Annotated in this window: 12 protein-coding genes and 1 pseudogene; 8 read left to right on the forward strand and 5 right to left on the reverse strand. The window is 68.6% G+C overall.

Annotated elements, in window-relative coordinates; genetic code table 11:
• Positions 1–54: 54 nt before the first annotated feature.
• Entirely contained in the window at positions 55–8,634 is an 8,580-nt protein-coding gene (locus tag ABIS05_RS09175; protein WP_348009453.1) for a GH36-type glycosyl hydrolase domain-containing protein, read from the reverse strand.
• A gap of 105 nt (positions 8,635–8,739) precedes the next feature.
• Here ABIS05_RS09175 and ABIS05_RS09180 point away from each other — a divergent pair, with 105 nt between their 5' ends.
• The 3 genes from ABIS05_RS09180 (at position 8,740) to ABIS05_RS09190 (ending at position 14,350) form a co-directional block, all read left to right on the forward strand.
• A complete protein-coding gene (locus tag ABIS05_RS09180; protein ID WP_348009454.1) occupies positions 8,740–9,225 on the forward strand; it encodes a hypothetical protein in 486 nt (161 codons plus the stop codon).
• Between the two features lie 492 nt (positions 9,226–9,717).
• A complete protein-coding gene (locus ABIS05_RS09185) occupies positions 9,718–13,950 on the forward strand; it encodes an RHS repeat-associated core domain-containing protein (protein ID WP_348009455.1) in 4,233 nt (1,410 codons plus the stop codon).
• Positions 13,951–13,960: 10 nt separating this feature from the next.
• A complete protein-coding gene (locus ABIS05_RS09190) occupies positions 13,961–14,350 on the forward strand; it encodes a hypothetical protein (RefSeq protein ID WP_348009456.1) in 390 nt (129 codons plus the stop codon).
• Positions 14,351–14,934: 584 nt separating this feature from the next.
• Here the strand turns inward: ABIS05_RS09190 and ABIS05_RS09195 are convergent.
• Both ABIS05_RS09195 and ABIS05_RS09200 read right to left on the reverse strand, forming a co-directional pair.
• Positions 14,935–15,255: pseudogene (locus tag ABIS05_RS09195) on the reverse strand (putative toxin-antitoxin system toxin component, PIN family); the annotation flags it as partial.
• 235 nt (positions 15,256–15,490) lie between these two features.
• Positions 15,491–15,823: a thioredoxin family protein gene (locus ABIS05_RS09200; protein WP_348009457.1), complete on the reverse strand. Its 333-nt coding sequence runs from the start codon at positions 15,821–15,823 to the stop codon at positions 15,491–15,493.
• A gap of 125 nt (positions 15,824–15,948) precedes the next feature.
• Between ABIS05_RS09200 and ABIS05_RS09205 the strand changes: the two genes are divergently transcribed.
• A complete protein-coding gene (locus tag ABIS05_RS09205; protein ID WP_348009458.1) occupies positions 15,949–16,509 on the forward strand; it encodes a hypothetical protein in 561 nt (186 codons plus the stop codon).
• 12 nt (positions 16,510–16,521) lie between these two features.
• Here ABIS05_RS09205 and ABIS05_RS09210 read toward each other — a convergent pair whose 3' ends face one another.
• A complete protein-coding gene (locus ABIS05_RS09210) occupies positions 16,522–17,934 on the reverse strand; it encodes a sensor histidine kinase (RefSeq protein WP_348009459.1) in 1,413 nt (470 codons plus the stop codon).
• Positions 17,935–17,952: 18 nt separating this feature from the next.
• The gene (locus ABIS05_RS09215) at positions 17,953–18,636 is read right to left on the reverse strand and encodes a response regulator transcription factor (protein ID WP_348009460.1); all 684 of its coding nucleotides are present in this window, start codon (positions 18,634–18,636) and stop codon (positions 17,953–17,955) included.
• A gap of 129 nt (positions 18,637–18,765) precedes the next feature.
• On the opposite strand from ABIS05_RS09215, the gene ABIS05_RS09220 reads away from it, so the two are divergent.
• Genes ABIS05_RS09220 through ABIS05_RS09235 form a run of 4 tightly spaced genes read left to right on the forward strand, consistent with a single transcriptional unit; the run spans position 18,766 to position 22,794 of the window.
• Positions 18,766–19,785: a porin gene (locus ABIS05_RS09220; RefSeq protein WP_348009461.1), complete on the forward strand. Its 1,020-nt coding sequence runs from the start codon at positions 18,766–18,768 to the stop codon at positions 19,783–19,785.
• Between the two features lie 26 nt (positions 19,786–19,811).
• The gene (locus ABIS05_RS09225) at positions 19,812–20,774 is read left to right on the forward strand and encodes a tripartite tricarboxylate transporter substrate-binding protein (RefSeq protein WP_348009462.1); all 963 of its coding nucleotides are present in this window, start codon (positions 19,812–19,814) and stop codon (positions 20,772–20,774) included.
• An 8-nt stretch (positions 20,775–20,782) separates the two neighbouring features.
• Entirely contained in the window at positions 20,783–21,292 is a 510-nt protein-coding gene (locus tag ABIS05_RS09230) for a tripartite tricarboxylate transporter TctB family protein (RefSeq protein WP_348009463.1), read from the forward strand.
• 11 nt (positions 21,293–21,303) lie between these two features.
• Positions 21,304–22,794, forward strand: coding sequence for a tripartite tricarboxylate transporter permease (locus ABIS05_RS09235; protein WP_348009464.1), 1,491 nt, complete (start codon positions 21,304–21,306; stop codon positions 22,792–22,794).
• The last annotated feature ends 85 nt before the right edge of the window (positions 22,795–22,879 follow it).

Here is a 22,879-nt window from a genome sequence, read left to right on the forward strand (position 1 = left end):
TGCCGAAGGAAAAGGCGGCCCTGCGGGGCCGCTTTCCTTTTTTGCCGATCTGTTTCAAACCAGCGCCGGCTCGGCGCGCAGCGCGGCAGCCCGTTCTGACGTCGGCACCCACAATTTGAGTTCGCCCTCAGCCTCGGCCAGCATGAGGGCGCTGCCCGGAACGAGCAGCGTGTAGCCCGCCGGCACCTTGGCTTGGGGCGCGGCCCGCTGCACCAGCACCTCGACCTTACGCCCGCCGGTATCCAGCCGCACCCGCGCCTGGGACCAGTGCGGCGGCAGGCAGGGTTGCACGGTGAGTTGCCCATGGCGCAGGCGCACGCCGCAGATCGACTCGACGGCGGCGCGCAGCAGCCAGCCGGCCGCGCCCGTGTACCAGCTCCAGCCGCCGCGCCCCGCGTGGGGTTGGGCAGTCTCGATGTCGCCTGCCACGGCAAACGGCTCCAGCCCGTAGACGGCACCGTGCGCACCCCGGTGGGCCGGGCTGATGGCCGTGAAGGCCGCCCAGGCGCGGTCTGCCTGGCCGAGCTGGGCGCTGGCCATCAGCGCCCAGGTGGCGGCGTGGTTGTACTGGCCGCCGTTCTCGCGCACGCCGCCGGGGTAGGCCTGGATGTAGCCGGCCTCGGGTTGGTGGTCCTTCAACGGCGGCCACAGCAGGCGCAGCAGGTGGGCGTCGCGGTCGTGCAGCTCGCGCCAGGCGCTGTCCAGGGCCTGGGCGGCGCGTTCAGGCCGGGCGGCGCCAGTGAGCACGGCCCAGGCCTGCACGATGAGGTCGATGCGGCATTCGCTGGCCGTGTGCGTGCCCAGCACCGAGCCGTCGTCGAACCAGCCGCGGCGATACCACTCGCCGTCCCAGGCGTTCGCGTCCAGCGCGGCGGAGAGCTTGTCGCGCGCCTGCTTCCAGGTCTCGGCGCGGGCCTTCTCGCCGCGCGCGATGGCCATGGGCCGCAGCGCGTCGATGCAGGCGCACAGGAAGAAGCCCATCCACACCGACTCGCCCCGGCCCTCGGCGCCGACCCGGTTCATGCCGTCGTTCCAGTCGCCGGTGCCGAACAGCGGCAGGCCGTGGATGCCTACGGGCAGGCTGATGTCGATGCTGCGCGCCGCGTGCTCGTAGAGGCTGGCCGTGTCGGCGCTGACGAAGGGCGTTTCATAGATGTCCTCGGCGCCCTCGGGCACGGGCCGGCCTTCGATGAAGGGCAGTTGCTCATCGGCCAGCGCCGTGTTGCCGGTGCGTTCGGTATACAGGGCCAGCGCCAGCGCCAGCCACAGCCGGTCGTCGGCGAAATGGGTGCGCACGCCGGCGCCGGCGGGCTCGTGCCACCAGTGCTGCACATCGCCTTCCCGAAACTGGCGCTTGGCGTGGCGGCGGATCTGCTCGGCCAGGCGCTCGGGCGCGTGCTGCACCAGGGCCATCGCGTCCTGCAACTGGTCTCTGAAGCCAAAGGCGCCGCCGGCCTGGAAGAAGCCAGCGCGGCCCCAGATGCGGCAGGCCAGCACCTGCGTGGGCAGCCAGTGATTGACGAGGGCGTCGAAGCCGGCGTCGGGCGTGGCCACCTGCACCGGGGCGCTCAAGTTGCGCCACACCTGGCGTTGTGCGGCCAGGCGCAGCAGCGGGTCCACCTTCCAGGCCTCGCGGGCCCGCTCGCGCGCCGCGTTCAGGCTGGGCGCATGGCCTAGCAGCACGGTCGCGTGCCAGGCGTGGCCGGCCTCCAGGCGCAGCGGCACGGCGAGCAGCGCGGCGGCGTCCGTGTGGGGGCCGGCCTGGCCGTCCAGCGCATGCGGCATGACGAGGCGACCTTCGTCGTCGAACAACAGCCGGCGGTCGCCGCTGGCCTCGATGGCGGCGTTCCACAGCCGCGGCGGGTTCAGGTCGGCGGCAAAGCCGGCCTCATGGGGCCAGGGCCACAGCGCATGGTCCTCGGCCAGGCTTTCCACCTGGTCGGGCGTCACGTCGCCGCCGCGCGTCGGGCGCAGCGCCAGCCAGGCGGTGTGGCCGCCAAAGCCGTTCAGGCCGTCGGCCTGCGTGGCCAGCACCAGCAGCGGCACGTCGTTGGCGTTGCTGGGGGTCGGCGCCTCGATGCGCGTGACGACGCTGCGGCGCGCGCTGCTGTCCATGCCCAGCTGCCATTGCGCGCCGGCCAGCAGGCGCAGGCGGCGCGGCGCGCTGCCGGGCGCGGCATGCAGCTCGACCTGGCATTGGCGCACGGCGGCGCTGGCGTCCACCGTCCAGCGCAGGCGCACGACGAGGTGGGGCAGCGTGAAGGCCAGGGCCGTGGCGCCGGGCAGGTGGGCCACGGGCTGGTGGGCGCTGGCGCGGCCCAGCAGCCAGGCGCAGCCGCTGTCCAGGCAGTGCAGGATCAGCCACTCGCCCGGGCTGTCCAGCAGCGCGTCGTTGGACCAGGGCGTGATCTGGTGCAGGCGGCTGTTGCCGGCCCAGGCCATGCCGGCGCCGCGCTCCGACACCTGGCAGCCAAAGCTCTCGTTGGCGATGACGTTGACCCAGGGGCGCGGCGGCTGGCTGGCGGGTGCCAGCTCGAAGACGCAGGCACCGCTGGCGGCGTCGAAGTCGTGCGTGGGTTGCGTGGCGCCCGGCTCGGCGTGCTGCCACAGCACATGGGTGGCGAGCGCGGCGCGGCGGGCCTTGGCGGCCTGCTCGTGCGGCGCGGTGATGCGCTCCAGCTGCTGGGCCAGCGGCCGGCCGTCGGCAAACCAGCGCACGCGGGCCAGCAGGTTGAGAGCGAAGCGGGTGTCGTCCTGCACGGCGCCGTCGGACAGCACATGCAGCCGCGCACGGCCACGCTGCTGCTGCTCGGCCAGTGAGCGCAGCGCGCGCGACACCGGCGCCAGGTAGGAGGCCGGCTCGGCGTCCAGCACGACGATGTCCACCGCCAGCGGGCTGCCCTGGGCCTGCAGCAGCGCGCACAGCTCGCGCACCATCAGCACGCCGGTCGTGTCGGCCACGCGGATGAGGATGATGGGCGCGTCCCCCGACACGCCGTGGCGCCACAGTGCGTCGCGCTGGAAGCTGCCCTCCAGCGCCGGCACGCCGTCGCGCGCGGCCTGCGAGGTCAGCAGCGTCTGCAGCGCCAGGCCGGCGCGCCAGGCGCCCGGGGCCAGGCCGGCGCCCTGGGTGCGCACGCCGGCCATGGTGTGGGCCAGCATCAGCGTGCGCTCGCGCAGGGCCGTCTGGGCCAGCTTGTCGAGCGCGTGGTTGAGCGTCTGCGCCTCGGGCGCGGCGGCGGTGGCGATGGTCAGCGTGATGCGCCCGCCGGGCGGCAGCGTCAGCGCCAGGTGCAGCAGCGAGATGGGGTCGTTGCCGGTGTCCAGCGCGCCGGCCGCGGTGCTCAGGCCGGGCAGGGTGCCGCTGCGCAGCGCCTTGGCGTCAGCGCGGGCAATGGCGCCGCCGGGCTGGCCGGCACGGCCGCCGCGGGCCAGCCAGTGGGCGCGGTCGGCGCCGGCCTGCAGGCGGTCCAGCCGCGCGCCGCCTTCCACTTCCACGCCGACCAGGGCGTGCACCGCGTGCAGCGGCGCCTCCTTGTGGCCGCGCGGCAGACGCTGCCAGTGCAGGGCGCGCTGCTCGGGCGCCCAGCGGGCCTGCAGGAAGAGCTTGCCGAAGGCCGGGTGGGCCAGGTCGGCGCGGGCCGGGGCCAGCACGGGCTCGAAGCTGGACACGAGCGCCAGGCGGCGCTCGCGGTCGGAGAGATTGCGCAGCGTGATGCGGCGCAGCTCGACGTCGTCCTCCACCGCCACCCAGACCTCGGTCTGCGCGTGCAACTGCTCGCCCTCGGCGCTGAACTGCGCGCTGGCCGGGTGCAGGCGGGCGCTGTAACGCCACTGCGGGCCGGGCGTGGGCCGCAGCGTGAGCGACCGCCAGGGGGTGACCTCGGGCCCGCCGCGCCAGTGGCCATCGGCATTGGCATGGGCGGGCCAGGGCGTGTCCAGGTCGCGCAGATGCAGGTGGTGGCCGAGCAGGTCCTGCGCGAGGTCGTCGTGCCAACGGTTCACCAGCACCTGCGCGCCGGGCTCGCCGAACATCAGCGCGCCGCCGCCGTGCTCGCGCAGCATGGCGGTCAGGCGGCCATGGCCCAGCCAGGCGGTGGCGGGCAGGGCGCGGCCGCGCGTCTCGGGCACGACCAGGGAGATGTGGGCGCGGCGCGGCGTGGCGCGCGTGGGCGTGGCGGGAGGTTCCCGCAATGGCGGCACCTCGTGCGGGGCGCGCTCGTGCAGCAGCCAGCGCACGGCGGACAGGCGCGGCTCGGCGTCGGCCCAGCGCTGCGGCGCGCCGCCGCACAGCACCTCGGTCAGCGCCACGAGGGCCATGCCCTGGTGGTGGCTCATGGACGTGCCGATGCGCTGCAGGCGCGGGCCGACGCGGGCCGGCGTGTCCTCGCTGTCGCTCGGCGCCTCGGGCTGGCGGCTGGCGGTGTAGTCCAGCGCCTCCATGAAGCCATGCTCGTGGCGTGCGCCCAGGGCTTGCAGGTGGCGCAGGTTGGCCACGGCCGCGCGCGGCATCACCATGGTCGCCATCAGGCTGGCGTAGGGCGCGATGACGATCTCTTCCGGCGGCGTGTCGCGCAGCGCGAGGGCGGCGTTGCCCTGCGGGCCGTACTGGTAGGCCAGGCTCTCGTCGCGCTTGGCATAGGCGCTCTCGGACACGCCCCAGGGCAGGCCCTTGGCGCGGCCGGCGCGGATCTGCTCCATGACCGTGGCGCGCGCCGCTTCCTCCAGCGCGCTGCCGGCGGGTTCGTCCAGCACCAGGGACGGCATCAGCATCTCGAACATCGAACCCGACCAGCTCTTCAGCCCGGTCACGGTGCCGCGCGAGAAAAAGGGCCGGCCCAAAGCGCCCCAGTGCGAGGCGGGCAGGTCGCCCTTGGCGATGCCGACGAGGCTGGTCAGGCGCGCCTCGGAGCACAGCAGGTCGTAGTGGTTCAGGTCCAGCCGCTCGCCACCGTGCTCGACCCCCGGGGGCGCGACGGCGCCGATGTGCAGCAGGCGGCGCTGCGTGTCGTAGAGCCAGCGGAAGTCATGCGCCAGCGCCATGGCGCGGGCCCGGTTGGCCACCTCGTCAAGCGCCTGTGCCACTTCGGGTGGCGGCGGGAAGCCGTCGCCGCCACGCGCAAAGCCCTCGCAGGCCGCCGCCACGACAAGCAGGTGGGCGCACAGGTTGCCGCTGTCCACGGCCGACACGTAATGCGGCTCCAGCACGGTCAGGCGCTGCGTGTCCATCCAGTTGTAGAGATGGCCGCGGTGCTTGGGGAGCTTGTCGACGGTGTCCAGCGTGCGCTTGACGCGCTCGGCCAGGCCCACGTCGTGCAGCCAGCCGAACTCGCGCGCGCAGCAGGCCGACAGCAGGTAGAGGCCGATGTTGGTGGGCGAGGTGCGGTGGGCTATGGCCGTGTCGGGGTCGAACTGCACGTTGTCGGGCGGCAGGTCGTTGTCGTCCTTGGTGACCCAGCGCTCGAACCAGCGCCAGGTGTCGCGCGCCACGCCCAGCAGGTAGTGGCGGCCGTCGTCGTCGATGGCCTCGCGGCGCGGCCGGGCACGCGGCCGGCTGGCCAGCGCGATCCACAGCGGCGATAGCAGCCAGGCGGCCAGCAGCGGCAGGGCGATGTGCCAGGCCACGTCCAGGCCGACGAAGTTGGCGTTGACCAGCAGCGTGATGAGCACGCCGGCGGCCAGCGTGAGCTTGCGGTGCTGGCGCCACAGCGGCAGCCAGTCGGTGCGGGCGGCGGCTTCGGCGGCGTCGGCCGTCGTCCACTCCAGCAGGCCGCGCCGCGTGACCTTCTGGCGCCAGACGGCGCGCGCGATGGCGTCGAGCTGCAGCCAGGTCGTGGCCGGCAGCATGGCCAGGTGCCACACCGTGCCCGCGGCCGTGCGGCTCAGCTCGATGGCGGCCTGACGGTAGAAGCGCGGCAGCGAGATGCGGTCACGCGCCGGCGCGCAGGCGGCCAGCGCGCCCATCAGCGGCCCGACGCCGAAGGCCGCCGCCACGGCAGCCAGCGCCCAGCCCGGCGACAGGCCCAGGCCCAGCCATGACGTGACCAGCAGCAGCAGCGAGGCCGGTGCGACGAGGCTGCGGCGCAGGTTGTCCAGCATCTTCCACACATGCACGGCGCGCAGGCCCCAGCGGCGTGGATGGTTGATGAAGGGCAACAGCTGCCAGTCGCCCCGCGTCCAGCGGTGGATGCGCGCGGCGGCCACGTCGGCATGCATGGGCGCGGCCTCCACCAGCACCACGTCGCTGACGCCGGCGCAGCGCATCAGCGAGCCTTCCAGCAGGTCATGGCTCAAGACCTGGCCCTCGGGCAGGCGGTGGGCCAGCACCTGCGCGGCGGCATGCACATCGATCAGCCCCTTGCCGGTGGCGCTGCCTTCGTCGAACAGGTCCTGGTAGACCTCGGACGCGGCGGTGCTGTACGGGTCCAGCCCCGGCTGGCCGGCGAACAGGCTGTGGAACCAGGTGCCGTGCACGGTGGAGCTGCCGGCGGCCGTGGCCAGCGGCGTGGCGATGCGCGGCTGCAGCATGCCGTGGCCATGCACGACGGTGATGGCGCCGCGTGCGGAGGTCTGCACCCGCGGCCGGTTCAGCGGGTGGGCGGCGATGGCCACCAACTCACGCAGGGTGCCCGGGGGCAGGGCGGTGTCGCTGTCCAGCGTGACGAGGTGGCGGATGCCGGGCGCGGGCGTGGACAGCGCACCGAGATCGACGAAGCGGTCGGGCAGGGTGTCTTCTGCCAAAGTTGAAGGGTCAGCGGCCAGCAGCGTCACCAGCGCCTCCGTCTTGCCGCGCTTGCGCTCCCAGCCAATCCACTTCTGCTCGGTCTCGCTCCAGCGGCGCTGGCGGTGCAGCAGCAGGAAGCGCGGCAGGCCGCCGCAGCTCGGGCCGTGGCGCTGGTTCAAGGCCGCGACGCCCGCCTGCGCCCGGGCCAGCAGCTCTTTGTCCTGCGGCAAGTGCTCGCTCCGAGCGTCGCCGAAGTCGCTGAGCAGCGCGAACTGGGCCTCGCCCTCCAGGTTGGCGAGGTGGTGTCGCTCCAGCTGTGCCAGCAGCGTCGTGATGCCCTTGGCGCGCGTCAGCATGCAGGGGATGACGACCAGGGTGCGTGACTCGGCCGGGATGCCCTGCGGCCAGGACAGCCGTGGCAGGCGCAGCGGCCGGGAGCTTTCGCTGATCAGACGGTTGGCCAGCGCGACGATGGCCTCGCTGGCCGGCAGCGCGGCCAGCAGCGCGGCGGCCACCGTCATCGGCCAGCCGGCGTCGTGGGGCAGGCCCAGCGCCAGCAGGAAGGTCATCGCGGCGATGCTGAGGCCGGCGAGGCTGGACAGGTAGACGGCGGTGCGGTGGCGCAGCAGCAGCGCAGCTGCGCGCTCGGCCCAGAAATCGCGGATGCGCAGCGCCGACAGCAGTTGCGGCCGGCCGCGACGGGAGAGCCAGTGCAGCGGCGCGCGCTCGGCGGCGTCGGCCGCCCAGGCCGGGTCGTTGCACAGCCCGCGCAGCACTTCGGCCACGTCGGCCTCGGGCAGGCGGTGCCGGGCCGCCAGAGCCTCGATGGCGTGCACCGCGCGGTCCTGGCTGCTGTCCTGCTCCTGGCGGTAGATGTCGATGCGGTTCAACGCCTTCAGCGCCGGGTGCACGGCCTCGAACAGGCTGGCCCAGTCGGCCGCACCCAGGCGGCGCAGGCTGCCGATGGCATTGCGGATGCTCTGGTGGTCGGCCGCGCACTCGGTCTGCTCGGCATCCTGGGCGGCGGCAGCGTCCGGCAGCAGGCCGGAGATCCAGTCGCGCGCCGCCACCCAGGAGGACTCGGGGCCGTCAAGGTCCTCATCCTCCTGGGGCTGGCCGAGGGCGCGGTCCACCAGGCGCTCATGCAGGCGCAGCGCCAGGGCCTGCACGGCGGGGTCGTGCGGCCATTGGGCCTGCCAATTGGCGAGCTGCTGGCGCGCGGCATCGGGCTTCAGCTGCGGCAGCGCCTCGAAAAGCGCCTGAGCCCCGCGCCGCCCGAGATGACGCCAGGCGGCGCGCTCGGCCAGCCGGCGCAGGTTCTCCACCAGCACCACGCGCAGCGTGGACGGCAGCGCCCACAGCTCGCGCAGCGTCAGCGCCTCGGCCTGGTGATGGCCGTCGAGGAAGTGCTGCATCAGCGTCATGTCCAGCGCGCTGTCGGCATGCGCCACCCAGGCCCAGGCCACGCCGTAGACGCGTGGCAGGCCCTGCAGCGGCTCGTCGGCCAGGCGCGGCAGGCGCTGGAAATAGCTGCGCGGCAGGTCGTGCAGCACCTCGTCGAGCTGCTGCTGCACCAGGCGGGCGTTGTCCAGCAGCCAGGCGTGGGCGGGGTCGGTGTCGGCCTGCAGGCCGTGCTCGGACAGCACCTCCAGTGCGGCGTCCCAGACCTGCAGATTGCTCTTCAGGCGTGGGAAGAAGGGGCGCGGCTTGCGGCTGTCATCCTCGACGCGCTGGGCCGTGGCCAGGCTGCGGCCGTGCTCGGCAAAGCGCTCGGCGCCGAACTGCACGGCCCGCACCACCGCCGCCGCCGCTCCGGGGCCTGCGGCCACGCGGAGAAAGTCGGTCGCGGCACCCGCAGGCGTGAGGTCTTGCGGCAGGGGTGCGGGCGTGAGGGGGGACGGCTCGGTCATGCTTGCACTGTCCACGCGAGCGCGCGGGTGCGGCGACGGCATGCGTGCCGAGCGGATGTCAGTGCAGTCCTACAGGTAGGGCAACATGCTGCAAACTGGCGCACCATGCGAAAACTGCTGCATTTTGGGGCTGGCTTTCTAGGGGTGCTCGCTGTTGTAGTGCTGCTGTCGCCGTGGCTGTTGTACGAGTTGGGGTTGAGCCGTTTTGACACCATGCCGGCCAAGCCAGCGCAGATGGTGACGGCGGAGCAGCAGGCCTGGGTGTGGCGGTTGGTGCACGGGACGGGTCAGCCCAAGCTGGAGCGGATGAGTCCATATGGCGTCGCGTGGCGCCTTGTGTCGGGCGATCAACCGTCGGTGACCCCTGGCGAGACCTTGGCGTACTGGATGGCCCGTGACTACGTTTGGAGGCTGCCCCGCCGGAATATGTCGTGGTGGCATCTGACCACCGGAGCCATGACGATCTGGCTGACGCGCAACTGGTCGGCCGAAGAACTGGCGTCGGCGGCTTATCCCGTCATGAGCCAATGGCCGCCGGGGAAGGTGCTTGTCCCTGCCGGTGAAGTCGCAGGCGCCCTGCCGGCTCGATGATCTCGGGCCGCCACCAGCGCCTGCGTTGCATGACGAGATGCGCGCGCAGCAAGAGCGGGAGCGTGAGTGCTCAGGGCAGCGGGGTCGGAGGCCGGGAGCAGCGGATGTGCTCGTCTCCAGCCCGCTTGTTTGCAAACATCGCTTCATCCGCCTGCCGCAGCAGCGCAGCCGGCGCGCGACCGTCGGCCGTTCAACGGCGCGCAGGCGCCGACGGCTCTCACGGCGCCTCTGCCAGCGAACAGGGTCTGAGAAGCCATTGGCGTCAGACCTGCTACTTTCCCAGCTTTAAGCACTGATCATCGGAGGTCTGACCAAAATGGCGCAAATATTCACTTCAGGGATGGATTTGTTAATTTTTGACTGAAAATAGAAATATCGGTCTGACCAAACGGTTGGCTTGACGTCATTTCGCGCGGTGGCCAGATCATCTCAAACTGATGCATCGGTAACGCACTCTCAAGCCCAGAATCGTCTTGCAAGCATTGAACAATCATGCCCTCTAGCGTTTCCATCAAGTACATATTCGTTCTAATCCTCGCCGCGCTTGCGGAGCACGGTCTGGCCGAGGGAACCACCAAGAATCCAGTGCTGGAGCCGGTGACAGTCGAAGGAAAGTCGAACTCGTCGCCAGAAGGGTTGGTAGTCCGCAATTACTATTTCTCCCAGAACGAGAGCCAGTACCACCAGCCGCCAGCCTACAAGGCCGACGTGATTGGAGCGGGCGACGGCAAAAAGGAATCCGGTCAGAGCTGCTCCACTGTTCCTGCGGCTACGCCGATCTCTCCTCGGCCCGTGGATCTGGCCAGTGGCAACAAACGCCTGTATCAAACCGATTTCGCACATGCTTCCGCGTTGAGCCTGGGTATCCAACGCCTTTACCGGTCGGAAGACAAGTGGGACCAAGGTTACATCTTCGGCAAGAACTGGCAATCCAGCGTGGACTTCGGTCTGGATGCTGCGGTGGACTATCTGGCCGACGCCATCACTTTCTCGCTGCCTAGCGGCGACAGTTACCGCCTCTACAAGTGGGTACCGCCCAGTGGCGGCGTCGCCTACTATTTCTTGCCGAGTGCATTGAGAAACTCGGGGACCCCGGGGAGCTCTCAGGTATGGGCCACCCGGTCCACCCTATCGGGCTCCTCGACGATGAGCGTCTACACCGGTGACACCACGTATGAGTACACCGCGTACCGGCCCGCAGGTATGCCGGCCAGATTCCTCATCACAAAAATCTCCGGTCGCAACGGCAACGGCAAAGTCAAGTACACGTTTTCGCGTGATGCGCAAAGTGGCCGTGTATCTACCGTACAAAACGCCCTCGGAGAACAGCTGAATTTCGTGTGGGGCGACGGGGTACACGTCACTCAAATCACAGCCCAGGATGGCTCGCTGTGGAAGTATTCCTACGACGGCAACGGCATGCTCGTTGGCGTGCAGAGCGCACCTGCGGGCTCCAGCCAATGGCAGACGACGGCTTCTTACGGCTACAGCGTTTCAGGCGCCCCGCATCTGCTCACGTGGGCCAATAGCAAAAGCTATTCGTACGACAGTCTCAGTCGAGTGATTCGCAGCGACACCGACACCCTCGCATACGACGCAGACTCAACCACGGTCACCCATGGTGGCGTTGCAACGAAATACGTCTTTGCTGCCATGAATGGCGCCAAACAGCTTGTTCGGACGGAATACAGCGCCGCACCTGCGTGTTCCGCAGCGACGTCAACGCAGAGTTATGTGGACGGCCGCATCTCGACCTCGACGGACCTGAACGGCACGGTTACGACCTACTCATTCGACCTGGATGGCCGCCTTCTCGTGAAAACGGTGGCCCCCGGCACTCCCGCCCAGAGCAAGACCGCCTACACCTATATCGGTGCGCAGACGGGGTCGATCACGGTCTACGACGCCAATGACCAGGTTGTCCAGCAGACCGTTTACGGCTATGTGAGCGTCCCTGGCGCCATGTTCCCCAACCTGCTGCAGTCGGTGACGCACAAGGACTTGAGGCCGGGCGGAGCGACGCGCACAGTCACCTACGACTACGCCCTCCACCCCAGTGGCGTTGCCAGTTCCATCGTCACGCGGGAATCTCTGCCCTCGGGCGCAGCCGTCACCACGGCCATTTACGACGACAAGGGGCGCCTGACCTCCCTGACCAACGCGCTGGGGCATGTCACGACTTACGGCTATACCGCCATGGGCCTGCCGGCCTGGAATACCGACCCCAACGGGACGACCACGACCATGGCTTACGACGGCCGTGGCAACACGGTCTCTACCGCCATTGCCAACGTGGGATGGGCTACCAGCCGGTTTGACAACGACGGCCGGACGGTCTTTGCATCGGATTCCACCGGCGCCCGTACCGACTTCCTCTACAGCAATAGCTTCTTGCAGAAGACCACCGACGCGACCGGTGAGGAGGCGTTCTTCGACCAGGACCCCAACAATCGGCGCGTCAGAAGCCATCGCAACACGGCGACCTACAGCAACGGGAACGTCTCCGAGGTCAATTGGCGATGGACGCGGGACAACGTCGTCAAACCCAGGATCTTGACCGCGTACGGCGCGCCGCCAGAAGCCTGGGGCAACATTCCTTCCAGTTCGTTCGACTATTCGGACCCAGGGTTGTACTTCGAGGAGACGATGACCCGCGACGGCCTGTCCGGTAAGCCGCTGACCGTCACCGGCCACACCGGCCAGCGCACCTCCTTCACCTATGACGGCGCGCGTAATCTCAAGTCAGCGACCACAGCAGACGGCCGAAGTACGACGTTCGACTACGACGCGCTGGGTCGGATCAAGAGCCAGCGTCTGCCCGACGGCAGTACCAGTGGCTACAGCTACAACGTCGACGGCCTGCTGGACACCTTCACCGACCCCCGGGGCCTCAGGACCAGCTATCAGTACAACGGCTTTGGCCAAGTCACCCGGCTCACCAGCGCGGACACCGGCGTGACGGAGTACGGCTATGACGCCGTAGGCCGCCTGTACTCCACACGCTACGCCGACGGTCGCCAAATATTGCTGGGCATGGATGCCGCCAGCCGCGTGACCTCGCGCACCAGCAGCGGCCAGGCCGAGATCCTGACCTACGACGAGGGCTCCTACGGCAAGGGCCGCCTGACCACGGCCTCGGGCACGGGCGGCAGCGTGAAGTTCGCCTACGAGACCGGCGGCCGGCTGGCCAGCCAGACCGTCCTGGCCCAGGGCCAGTCGCTCACCGTGGGCTTGAGCTACGACACCGTCGGCAACGTCAGCGGCATGAGCTACCCCGACGGCCAGTCGCTGAGCTTCCAGTACGACGCCACTGGCCGGCTGAGCAAGGTGCTGGGCAACGCCGGCGCGGGCAGCTTCGTCGTGGCCGACAGCATGTTCTACCAGCCGGCTACCGCCCAGCCCTACGCCTGGCGCTTCGGCAACGGCCTGCCGCGGCTGTACACGCAGGACATGGACCGCCGGCTCATCGAGCTCAACGGCGGCGCGGCGCACGGCCTGCAGTTCACCTACACGCCCAACCTGGACACCATCGCCAGCATCAACGACACGGCCTATGGCTCGGGCCAATCGTCCAGCTTCACATACGACGCCCAGGACCGGCTGAACACGGTGGTGCGCAGCGGCGCCAACCAGGGCTTCTACCTGGACGGCAGCAGCAACCGGCAGACCCACAACCTCAACGGCAGCAGCTACACCTACACCACTGACCCGGCCTCCAACCGGCTAACTTCCGTCACTGGCGGCGGCCCCACCCGCAGCTTCAGCTACGACCCCGTGGGCAACATGACGCAGAACGCGCCCACCGGCGTCGCGCACACCTACGTCTACGACGGCTTCAACCGCCTGGCGCAGGTGAAGGATGGCGGCACGGTGGTGGCCAGCTACGGCTACGGGCCCAACAACCAGCGGCTGTGGAAGAGCACGGCGGCGGGCGTTACCACCTTCGTCTACGGCGCGGGCGGCGAGTTGCTATACGAGCGCGGGCCGGCGGGCAGTACGGCCTATGTGTGGCTGGGCGGCGAGATGATCGGCTTCATGCGCGGAGGGGCCTTCTACGCCAGCCACAACGATCATCTGGGCCGACCGGAGGTTGTCACGAACTCGGCGGCGCAAGTGGTGTGGCGGGCGTCGAACCATTCGTTCAGCCGCGCGGCGATGCCAGACAACATCGGCGGGCTGAATTTGGGGTTCCCGGGGCAGTACTCGGATGCGGAGAGCGGGCTTTGGTACAACTGGAATCGGTACTACGACCCGACGATTGGGAGGTATACACAGTCTGACCCGATTGGATTGGCGGGCGGTGTCAACACCTATGCATATGTCGGAGGTAGACCGACTGCGTTTTCAGATCCGACGGGATTGATTGAATTGCCTGCGACTCCTGGCGGGCTCCCGCCGGGATGGAAACCCGATTCATCTCATCGCGATCCGAACGGAGAGCGATGGACGAACGGGAATGGAGACGTTCTCGATTTCCACAAGGGGCGCCCTGGCTTTCCTGGTTGGCGTGGAAAAGATCACTGGCATCACAACGGTGGAGATAAGCACCTAGCGCCAGGCGATCAATGTCCCACAAACGACGAGAAGTCCGATGGCAAAAGCACTGGCGACAATTCCAGTACATGGGCAGCCCTTGGAATGGCTGGCTTAGCAGCAGCAGGCATCGTATTCTTCCCGGAGATAACCATTCCGGCGCTCCTGATTGGCGGCGCGGCAAGTCGTTAGGAACGGAAGAATGAAATTAAAATTCAGCGAAGGGGTTTTTGAATGCATCGAAAATCCACCTCAATTCTTTGCGTCCCTGGGGAATCTTCATGATGCAACGATAATTTCCGTGGCGCGAACAGCGCCGGGGGGTGTATGTTTTATTATTGGGGATGTATTTAATAACTTTGTTGATTTTCCAGAATACCCGGGCGAATTCGGCGCGGCCATCATTTTGGCCGGTTCCACTGATTGCGAATGGACTGTGTCGGCGAGCCATCTTTTTGGGAAAAAGATAAATGACTTCGAGGTGTTTCCTGCGCATTCGGCGGATGCCAAATATCGATTGGAAATCGCATGTCATGCGATGGATAGGTATGTTATGAATTTTGATAAGGCAGAGATCCGCATAGCCCGGTAGGTTGGGGTCGTTGACCCCAACGGCCCTCCTGTCGAGGGTGGCAGGCCGAGCCGCGCAAATCGCTCAACCTCCACGCCGACCTCGCCCCTGAAGACCCCGCGCCAATCGTGTTCGTGATCGCCGAGTGCATGGCACCGGCCCAGCGGCTTTAAGCCCTTGCGCGGGCGGCAGCGCTCGCGCCCCCGGTCCGTGCCAAATGCCTTCAGCCGTCGCCCCGAGGCTCGGGGTCAGGTCCTAAATCTGAATCCCTAACTTGAGCTTCAACGGGCCGTCAGCCCTGAGCCTCGAGAGCGTGAGAAGCCATCCAGCATGCCCGCTCCGACACCCCGTGGGCATTCCACTCGGCGTTCAAACTGCTCGCCGTAGCCCGAGCTACTGTTGCACTTGGTGCCTCGATGGCGGCTTTCGGATCGCCACCTCCGGTACGCCGGCTCTCCTCCCCGTTCAGCCTCTAAGGCGCCCCGCCAGCTCGCCATACTCCGCCGCCACCCGGGTCGGCGTCGCATCCGCCAGATTGCCCGCAGCACGCGCTTCAGCGTCTCTGGCTGCGGCGTCAGCGGCAAGGATTGGCGACGCGCGAGCGTTCAGGCGCTGAGTCGCCGCAAGGCCTCGGTCGCCTCGATGATGGCGATGCCCCGGTGCGAGCCTATGGGCAGCAAGTGCTTGCGGTCGCCGGTGACGATCAATTCAGCGCGGGCGGCCACGGCTGCCGCGATCACATGGTCGTCGTCGGCGTCGCCGGCCACCACGCGTGGCACGCTGGCCGGCGCCACCAGGTTGACAAGCGCCGTGTAGTGCGCCACCAGCGCCGAAATGCTGGTGCCAAAGCCAGCGATGCGGCTGGCGAACTTCGCATAGGCCAGGGTGTTGGCCAACTCATCGAGAAGCACCGCGCTGCTGAAAAGCTCGACTGCGCGGGCTCGGGGTCAGGTCCTAAATCTAAATCCCTAGTTTGAACTTCAAGGGGCCTTCAGCTCGAGCCCTGCAAGTTGAGAGAGCAGTCGACATGCCCGCTCCGACGCTCCGGGGCACTTCACTCGTCGTTCCAACTACCCGCCGCAGCCCAAGCTACGGTCGCGTCTTGCGCCTCGATTGGCGCTCTCCGACCACCACCTCCGACACGCCGGCTCCCCTCGCCGTTCAGCCTCTGAGCCGCCCCGCCAACTCGCCGTACTCAGCCGCCACCCGCGCGGGCGTTGCATCCGCCAGATGCGCCCGCAGCACGCGCTTCAGCGTCTCCGGCTGCGGCGTCAGCGGCCCGGCGAAGCGGATGTGCTCGTCGTCGGCGATCAGCAGCGTTGGGAAGGTCTCGATGTCCAGGTCGCCAATCAGCTCCGCCTCGTCCTCGATGTCGATCCAGCGGATGTGCAGGCCGGCCTGCGGCAGTTCGGCGCAGGCGGCTTCAAAAATTTGCTGGTAGGACTCACAGGTGCGGCACCAGGCGGCGCAGAGGCAGGCGACGTGAACGGTCATGGGGCGGGATGGTGCCATGGCGGCAGAGGCCGGCGCTGGCATGGCAGCATTGGCCGCCGGATTGACGGTGATCGCCGTTGCGATAAAACCTTCATCCAACGGCGACAGCCATCAGGGAGCCTCCATTGCGTTTCTTCGTCCTCCTCGCCGCGCTGGCAATGGCAAGCGCGCCCGCCACTGCCGTTGAATTGACCGTGGTGACCGCCACGGGATACGTCCGGTTCGAGGTGCCTGACGAATGGACGGTCCTGAAGGCACAGACCAAGCCGCCGGTCTCTGCATTGGCGTTTCAGATTGCCAACGCTGCAGACGAAGGTACTTCTCACTCCACCAATGTCGCGGTCTCGCTGATGGATACGAAGACGGAGGCGGGCAAGAAGGCGGCGTCTCGTATCGGTGTGCAGTACGGGAGCGCCTCACCTGTGGTGAGCCAGGAGGGTGCCTGGACGCTCTACTCGCAAGGCGCCGACCAGGGCGGCGTCACATATCAAGTCGTTGATGCCACATGCGACGTCGCCGATGTTGTCGTCTCCATCCGCTTCGCCTGGCCGGAACTGCCGGCCAATGGCACGGGCTACAACGAGGCCATGCGCAGGGCGCTGCGAGGCGTTCAGAACTCGGTGTCGGGCGGCCTTGGCGTTCCGCCGCCGAGACCGGGCGAAGTGATTCGTCGCCCGGCACAGTAAGGCGGGCCGAGATCAGCCGGCCAGCGGCAATTCAACCCGCGCGTCCAAGCCGGCGACGCGGCTGCCGTCCATGCGGTTGCTCAAGGCCAGCTGCCCGCCCAGGGAATGCACCAGGGCCTGGCAGATGGCCAGGCCCAGGCCCGAGCCCTTGCTGGCGTGGCCGACGGCGAAGGGCAGGAAGAGGCGCTGCTGCTGCTCTGGCGTGAGGCCGGGGCCACCGTCGGCGATGACCAGCCGCGCCGTGCGCGCCTGCACCGACAGCTCGATGCCCAGCCGCCCGCCGGCCGGCGTGTGCTGGATGGCGTTGTGCAACAGGTTGCGCGTCAGCTCGCGCAGTGCCCACTCGTGGCTGGCTATTGGAGCCGGCAGGGTGTGGATGTCGAAGTCCAGCCCCTGCTTGGCGATCAGCGGGGCCAGGTCCAGCGCCACGGCGCGGGTCACGTCGGCCCAGTCCTGCGTGGGCATGGCCTCGCCCTGCTGGCGCATCTGCTCGGCGCGGGCCAGGGCCAGCATCTGGTTGGCGAGCTCGGTCGCGCGGGCCACCGTCATGTCGATCTCGGCCAGCGCCTGCAGCGGCTCCACGTCGCCCTGGCGGGCCGACTGCACCTGCACCTTCAGCACGGCCAGCGGCGTGCGCAGCTGGTGCGAGGCGTCGCGCACAAAGCGCTTCTGATGCTCCAGCAGGCGGGCCTGGCGGGCCAGCGCGTCGTTGGTGGCGACGATCAGCGGCGCCAGCTCGGCCGGCATGTCGGGCGCCTGCAAGGGGCTGAGGTCGTCGGCGTCGCGGGCCTGCAGCGCAGCGCTGAGCTCGCGCACCGGCCGCGTCGCGCGCTGCACCACCGCCCAGACGACGATGGCGATGACGGCCAGCAGCGCCGCCTGCCGCCACAGCGTGTGCAGCAAGACCTGGCGCGCCAGGCCGCGGCGCAGGGCCAGCGTCTCGGCGACCTGGATGGTGGCCAGGCCCATGCCGGTCTGGCCGGCCACCGGCTGCAGCAGCACGGCCATGCGCACCGGCTCGCCGCGGAAGCTGTCGTCGTAGAAATCGACCAGCGCCGGGTAGGCGCCCTGGTCGGGCAGCTTGCCCTGCCAGGCGGGCAGGTCGTCATAGCCCGACACCATCTCGCCCTTGAAGCCCAGCACCTTGAAGTAGAGCCGGCTGCGGCTGTCGGTTTCGAAGGCTTCCAGCGCGGCATAGGGCACGGCCGCCACGAGCCTGGCCTGCTCGCCGCTGCCATCCACGCCCAGCAACTCGCCAATCGACTTGGCCGAGGCCAGCAGCGTGCGGTCATAGGCCGTGTCCACGGCGCGCAGCGTTTCGCGGTAGAGGCTGACGGTGTTGATGGCGATCAGCAGGCCCACGGGCAGCAGGATGCCCCACAGCAGACGGCTGCGCATGGACAGGCCGGCCAGCCGTTGCGTCATGCCGTGATCTCGCGAATTTCAGTCATCGGCTTGCAGCAAGTAGCCCAGCCCGCGCAGCGTCACCAGCTTGGCGCCGGTGGTGGCAAGCCGCTTGCGCAACCGGTACGCCACGACCTCGATGGCATCGGGCTGGGCATCGGCGGCGTCGGCGAAGACGAGATCGAAGAGCTTGTCCTTGGCCACCGCCTGGCCGGGCCGCACGAGCAGCGCGCGCAGCAGCGCGGCCTCGCGCGGTGGCAGGTCCAGCGGCTGGCCCTGGTGATAGACGGCGCCGCTTTCAACATCGACGCGCAGGCCGCAGAAGCTGGGTGCGTCGGCGGCGCGGAAGCCCTCGCTTGCCTGGCCCTGGCGGCGCACCAGCGCGCGGATGCGGGCCTCCAGCTCGTCCAGGTCAAAGGGCTTGGGCAGGTAGTCGTCGGCACCGGTGTTCAGGCCCAGGATGCGGTCGCCCAGCGTGCCGCGCGCGGTGATGATGATGACGGGCGTGGCGAGGCCTTCGGCACGCGCCTGGCTCAGCACGTCCAGGCCGTCGAGGCCGGGCATGGAGAGGTCCAGCAGCACGACGTCGGGCAGGCTGGCCCGCCAGCGGCCCAGGGCCTTGGCACCGTCATCGCAGATGCTTACCCGGAAGCCGCGACGCTCGAAGGAGCGTTGCAGCGTGGTCTGCATCGCGGCGTTGTCTTCGATCACCAGCAACTTCATGGGGCGGCAGGCTAGCACCGCGATACCCCGACGCCAGAGCTGAGGTTTACCCCGACGCCGTGGACAGCCGATTGACAGCCTCGCTGTCGAGCATGGGGCTCCCCATAAGACAGATACAGGAGACAAACCATGAACTTCCAATTGAAGCTGCTCGCCGCAGCGGCACTGGCGGGCGCATCGGCGCTGGCCGCAGCGCAAGCCTCCAGCGTGACCATCTTCGGCGTGTTGGACGTGGGCGTGCAGCGCCTGAAGAACGGCAGCAAGACGCTGAACCTGGAAAGCATCGATGGCCTGCAGACCAGCCGCATCGGCTTCAAGGGCCAGGAGAACCTGGGCGACGGCCTGACCGCCAGCTTCCACCTCGAAGGCGCCATCGGCCCCGACACGGGTGCAGGCGGCGACTGGCGGCGCCGGGCGACGGTCAGCCTCGCCAGCAAAGACGCGGGCGAAGTGCGGCTGGGCCGCGACTACACGCCCACCTTCTGGAACATCAGCAAGTTCAACGCCTTCGGCACCAACGGCGTGGGCGCGGCCAGCAACCTGGTCTACGGCTTCGACGGCGTGTCGGGCACGTCCAAGACGGTGGTCCGCTCGGACAACTCGGTCGGCTATTTCCTGCCCGACGGCCTGGGTGGCGTCTACGGCCAGGCCATGGTGGCGGCCGGCGAGGGCACGACGGGCCGCTACGTCGGCGCGCGCGTTGGCTACGCGGGCAACGGGCTGGACCTCGCCTTCGCCATGTCGGAGACGACCAACACGCTGGCCGGCGACAAGTTCAAGGTCATGAACCTGGGCGGCAGCTACACGGTGGGCGCGCTCAAGCTGCTGGGCCTGGTCCACAACAGCAAGCAGGCGACGCGCGAGCAGAAGAACTACGTCGTCGGCGCGCACTACGCGTTGGGCAGCGGCATCATCCGCGCGAGCTTCGTGAACGCCCATTCGCGCAACAGCGCCAACGGCGAGGACTACACGGGCAAGCTGTTTGCCCTAGGCTATGTGCACAACCTGTCCAAGCGCACATCGCTCTACACGACGCTGTCGCAGGTGAACAATAGCAAGACAGGCCGCTTCCTCATCCCGGGCGGATCGTCAATTGCGTTGGGTGATGATTCGCGCGGCATCGAGGCCGGCATCTACCACTCGTTCTGATGGTTAGAAACACAACGGAGACAAGCATGCGTCGCGACACATTCCTGAAGTCCCTGGCAGCCCTGGCCGCCACCGGCGCGTGGCCACTCTCGGCCCATGCGGCGGGTGTGCCCATGAAGATGATGATCCCCGCCAACCCTGGCGGCGGCTGGGATACCACCGGCCGCGCCTTCGGCAAGGCGCTGCAGGATGCGGGCCTCGCGTCCTCCGTGCAGTACGAGAACAAGGGCGGCGCGGCCGGCGCCCTGGGCCTGGCCCAGTTCGTCAACGCCAGCAAGGGCGACCCGCATGCGCTGCTCGTCATGGGCGCCGTCATGCTGGGCGGCATCATCACCGGCAAGCCGCCGGTGAGTCTGTCGCAGGCCACGCCGATCGCTCGTCTCATCAGCGAGTACAACGTCTTCGTCGTGCACGCGGCCTCGCCGCTGAAGACGATGAAGGACGTCGTCGACCAGCTCAAGAAGGACCCCGGCAGCGTCAAGTGGGGCGGCGGTTCGCGCGGCGCCACCGAGCACATCGCGGCGGCCATGATCGCCCGCGACCAGGGCGTGGATGCCTCCAAGATCAACTACGTGCCCTTCCGCGGCGGCGGCGAGGCGACGGCGGCCATCCTGGGCGGCAACGTCACCATCGGCGGCAGCGGCTTCAGCGAGTTCCAGCCCTATCTGGAGAGCGGCAAGATGCGCGCCATCGCCGTCACGTCGCCGGCCCGCATCAAGGGCCTGAACGCGCCGACGCTGAAGGAGCTGGGCATTGACGTCGAGATCGGCAACTGGCGCGGTGTCTACGCACCGCCCGGCATCACGCCCGAGCAGCGCAAGGCGCTGACCGACATGGTTGTGCAGGCCACCAAGAGCAAGAGCTGGGCGGAGTCCATCGAGAAAAACGGCTGGACGCCGGCACTGCTGGCCGGCCCGGAGTTCGACAGTTTTGTCGACAGGGAGTTCGCGGCCTTGCGCGCCATCATGGTGAAAAGCGGAATGATCTGAGGCCGGCCATGAGCAACACCACTTCCACCTCCGGCCAGACCCTGGTCGGCGCTGGCGTCGGCATCGTCGGCGCCGTCATGGCCTGGGGCGCCACCTTCATCTCTTCTGACGCGGGCTATGCCGGTGTCGGCCCCAACGCGCTGCCCTGGCTGGTGTCCGTCGTGCTGATGGTCTGCGGCGCCTGGCTGGTTTGGGAGGCGCGCAGTGGTGGCTACCGCGAGATGGAGGAACCGTCGGGCGCTGCGCGCGGCGACTGGCGGGCCGTGGCCTGGGTGGTGGCCGGCATCGTCGCCAACGCCAGCCTCATCACGACCATCGGCTTCATCCTGTCCTGCGCGCTGTGCTTTGCGCTGGCAGTGCGCGGCCTGCGCGTTGCCGAGGGCGGGGCCGGCGGCGGGCCCAAGCGCAGCCTGATCGACTTCCTCACCGGCGTGGCCATCGCGGCCCCGGTGTTCTGGATGTTCACCAAGCTGCTCGCCATCAATCTGCCCGGCCTGACAGCCAGCGGCTGGCTTTAAGGATTGCTCCCATGATCGATCTCTGGAACCAACTGATGGGTGGCTTTGCCACCGCCGGCACGCCCATCAACCTGCTGTGGGCCTTCCTTGGCTGCGTCATCGGCACGGGCATCGGCGTGCTGCCCGGCCTGGGCCCGGCGGTGACGGTGGCCATGCTGCTGCCCATCACCTCGCAGGTGGAACCGACGGCGTCGATGATCTTCTTCGCCGGCATCTATTACGGCGCGATGTATGGCGGCTCGACGACGTCCATCCTGCTCAACACCCCCGGCGAGACCGGCACCATGGTGACGGCGCTGGAAGGCTTCAAGATGGCCAAGAGCGGCCGGGCCGGCGCGGCGCTGGCCACGGCGGCCATCGGCTCCTTTGTGGCCGGCACGATTGCCACGGTGCTGGTCACGCTGTTCGCGCCGGTCGTGGCGGACTTCGCCGTCACGCTGGGCCCGCCTGAATACTTCCTGCTGATGCTGCTGGCCTTCACGACCGTCAGCGCGGTGCTGGGCAAGAGCACGCTGCGCGGCATGACCTCGCTGTTCATCGGCCTGGCCATGGGCCTGATCGGGCTGGACCAGATCACCGGCCAAGTGCGCTACACGGCCGGCGTGCCGGAGTTCATGGACGGCATCGAGACCGTGCTCGTGGCCGTGGGCCTGTTTGCCGTCGGCGAGACGCTCTACATGGCGCTCTACGAGGGCCGCAGCAAGCAGGAGATCAACAAGCTCAGCAGCGTGCACATGACGGGCGCGGAGTGGAAACGCTCCATCCCCGCCTGGCTGCGCGGCACGGTCATCGGCTTCCCGTTCGGCACTATTCCCGCGGGCGGCTCGGAGATCCCGACCTTCCTCAGCTACGCCGTCGAGCGCAAGCTCAGCAAGCACCAGGAGGAGTTCGGCACCACCGGCGCCATCGAAGGCGTGGCCGGCCCCGAGGCCGCCAACAACGCGGCCGTCACAGCCACCCTCGTGCCACTGCTGACGCTGGGCATCCCGACCTCGGTCACGGCGGCCATCCTGCTGAGTGCCTTGCAGAACTACGGCATCCAGGCCGGCCCGCAGCTGTTCACCACCTCGTCGACGCTGGTGTGGGCGCTGATCGCCTCGCTCTACATCGGCAATGTGATGCTGCTGGTGTTGAACCTGCCGCTGGTGGGCCTGTGGGTCAAGCTGCTCAAGATCCCCAAGCCGCAGCTCTACGCGGGCATCCTGATCTTCGCCACCGTCGGCGTCTACGGCATGCGCCAGAGCGCCTTCGACCTCTTCCTGATGCTGGCTCTGGGCCTGATGGGCGTCGCCATGCGGCGCTTCGACTTCCCGACCGCGCCGGTCGTCGTCGGCATGATCCTCGGGCCCCTGGCCGAGGCACAGGGGCGCAATGCGCTGTCCATCGGCAGCGGCCACTGGGGCGTGTTCGTCGAGCGGCCGCTGTCGCTGGGCCTGCTGGTCCTGCTGGTTGCAATTCTGGTGTTGCCCAAACTGTGGAAGCTGTGGCGCCGTGTGGGCTGAGGCCTACAGCGGGAGGCGCCCCGCGCCGGCTGGCATCGCCTGAAGGGTGCTCAGAATCGATTGGCCACCTGCACCTTTGATGCAG

This window comes from Roseateles sp. (assembly GCF_039929605.1).
Taxonomy (GTDB): Bacteria; Pseudomonadota; Gammaproteobacteria; order Burkholderiales; family Burkholderiaceae_C; genus Pelomonas.

Excerpts from the sequence above, each read along its gene's own strand:
- ABIS05_RS09175 (WP_348009453.1), bottom strand. The coding sequence starts at position 8,634 with ATGACCGAGCCGTCCCCCCTCACGCCCGCACCCCTGCCGCAAGACCTC.
- ABIS05_RS09180 (WP_348009454.1), top strand. The coding sequence starts at position 8,740 with ATGCGAAAACTGCTGCATTTTGGGGCTGGCTTTCTAGGGGTGCTCGCT.
- ABIS05_RS09185 (WP_348009455.1), top strand. The coding sequence starts at position 9,718 with ATGCCCTCTAGCGTTTCCATCAAGTACATATTCGTTCTAATCCTCGCC.
- ABIS05_RS09190 (WP_348009456.1), top strand. The coding sequence starts at position 13,961 with ATGAAATTAAAATTCAGCGAAGGGGTTTTTGAATGCATCGAAAATCCA.
- ABIS05_RS09200 (WP_348009457.1), bottom strand. The coding sequence starts at position 15,823 with ATGACCGTTCACGTCGCCTGCCTCTGCGCCGCCTGGTGCCGCACCTGT.
- ABIS05_RS09210 (WP_348009459.1), bottom strand. The coding sequence starts at position 17,934 with ATGACGCAACGGCTGGCCGGCCTGTCCATGCGCAGCCGTCTGCTGTGG.
- ABIS05_RS09215 (WP_348009460.1), bottom strand. The coding sequence starts at position 18,636 with ATGAAGTTGCTGGTGATCGAAGACAACGCCGCGATGCAGACCACGCTG.
- ABIS05_RS09220 (WP_348009461.1), top strand. The coding sequence starts at position 18,766 with ATGAACTTCCAATTGAAGCTGCTCGCCGCAGCGGCACTGGCGGGCGCA.
- ABIS05_RS09225 (WP_348009462.1), top strand. The coding sequence starts at position 19,812 with ATGCGTCGCGACACATTCCTGAAGTCCCTGGCAGCCCTGGCCGCCACC.
- ABIS05_RS09230 (WP_348009463.1), top strand. The coding sequence starts at position 20,783 with ATGAGCAACACCACTTCCACCTCCGGCCAGACCCTGGTCGGCGCTGGC.
- ABIS05_RS09235 (WP_348009464.1), top strand. The coding sequence starts at position 21,304 with ATGATCGATCTCTGGAACCAACTGATGGGTGGCTTTGCCACCGCCGGC.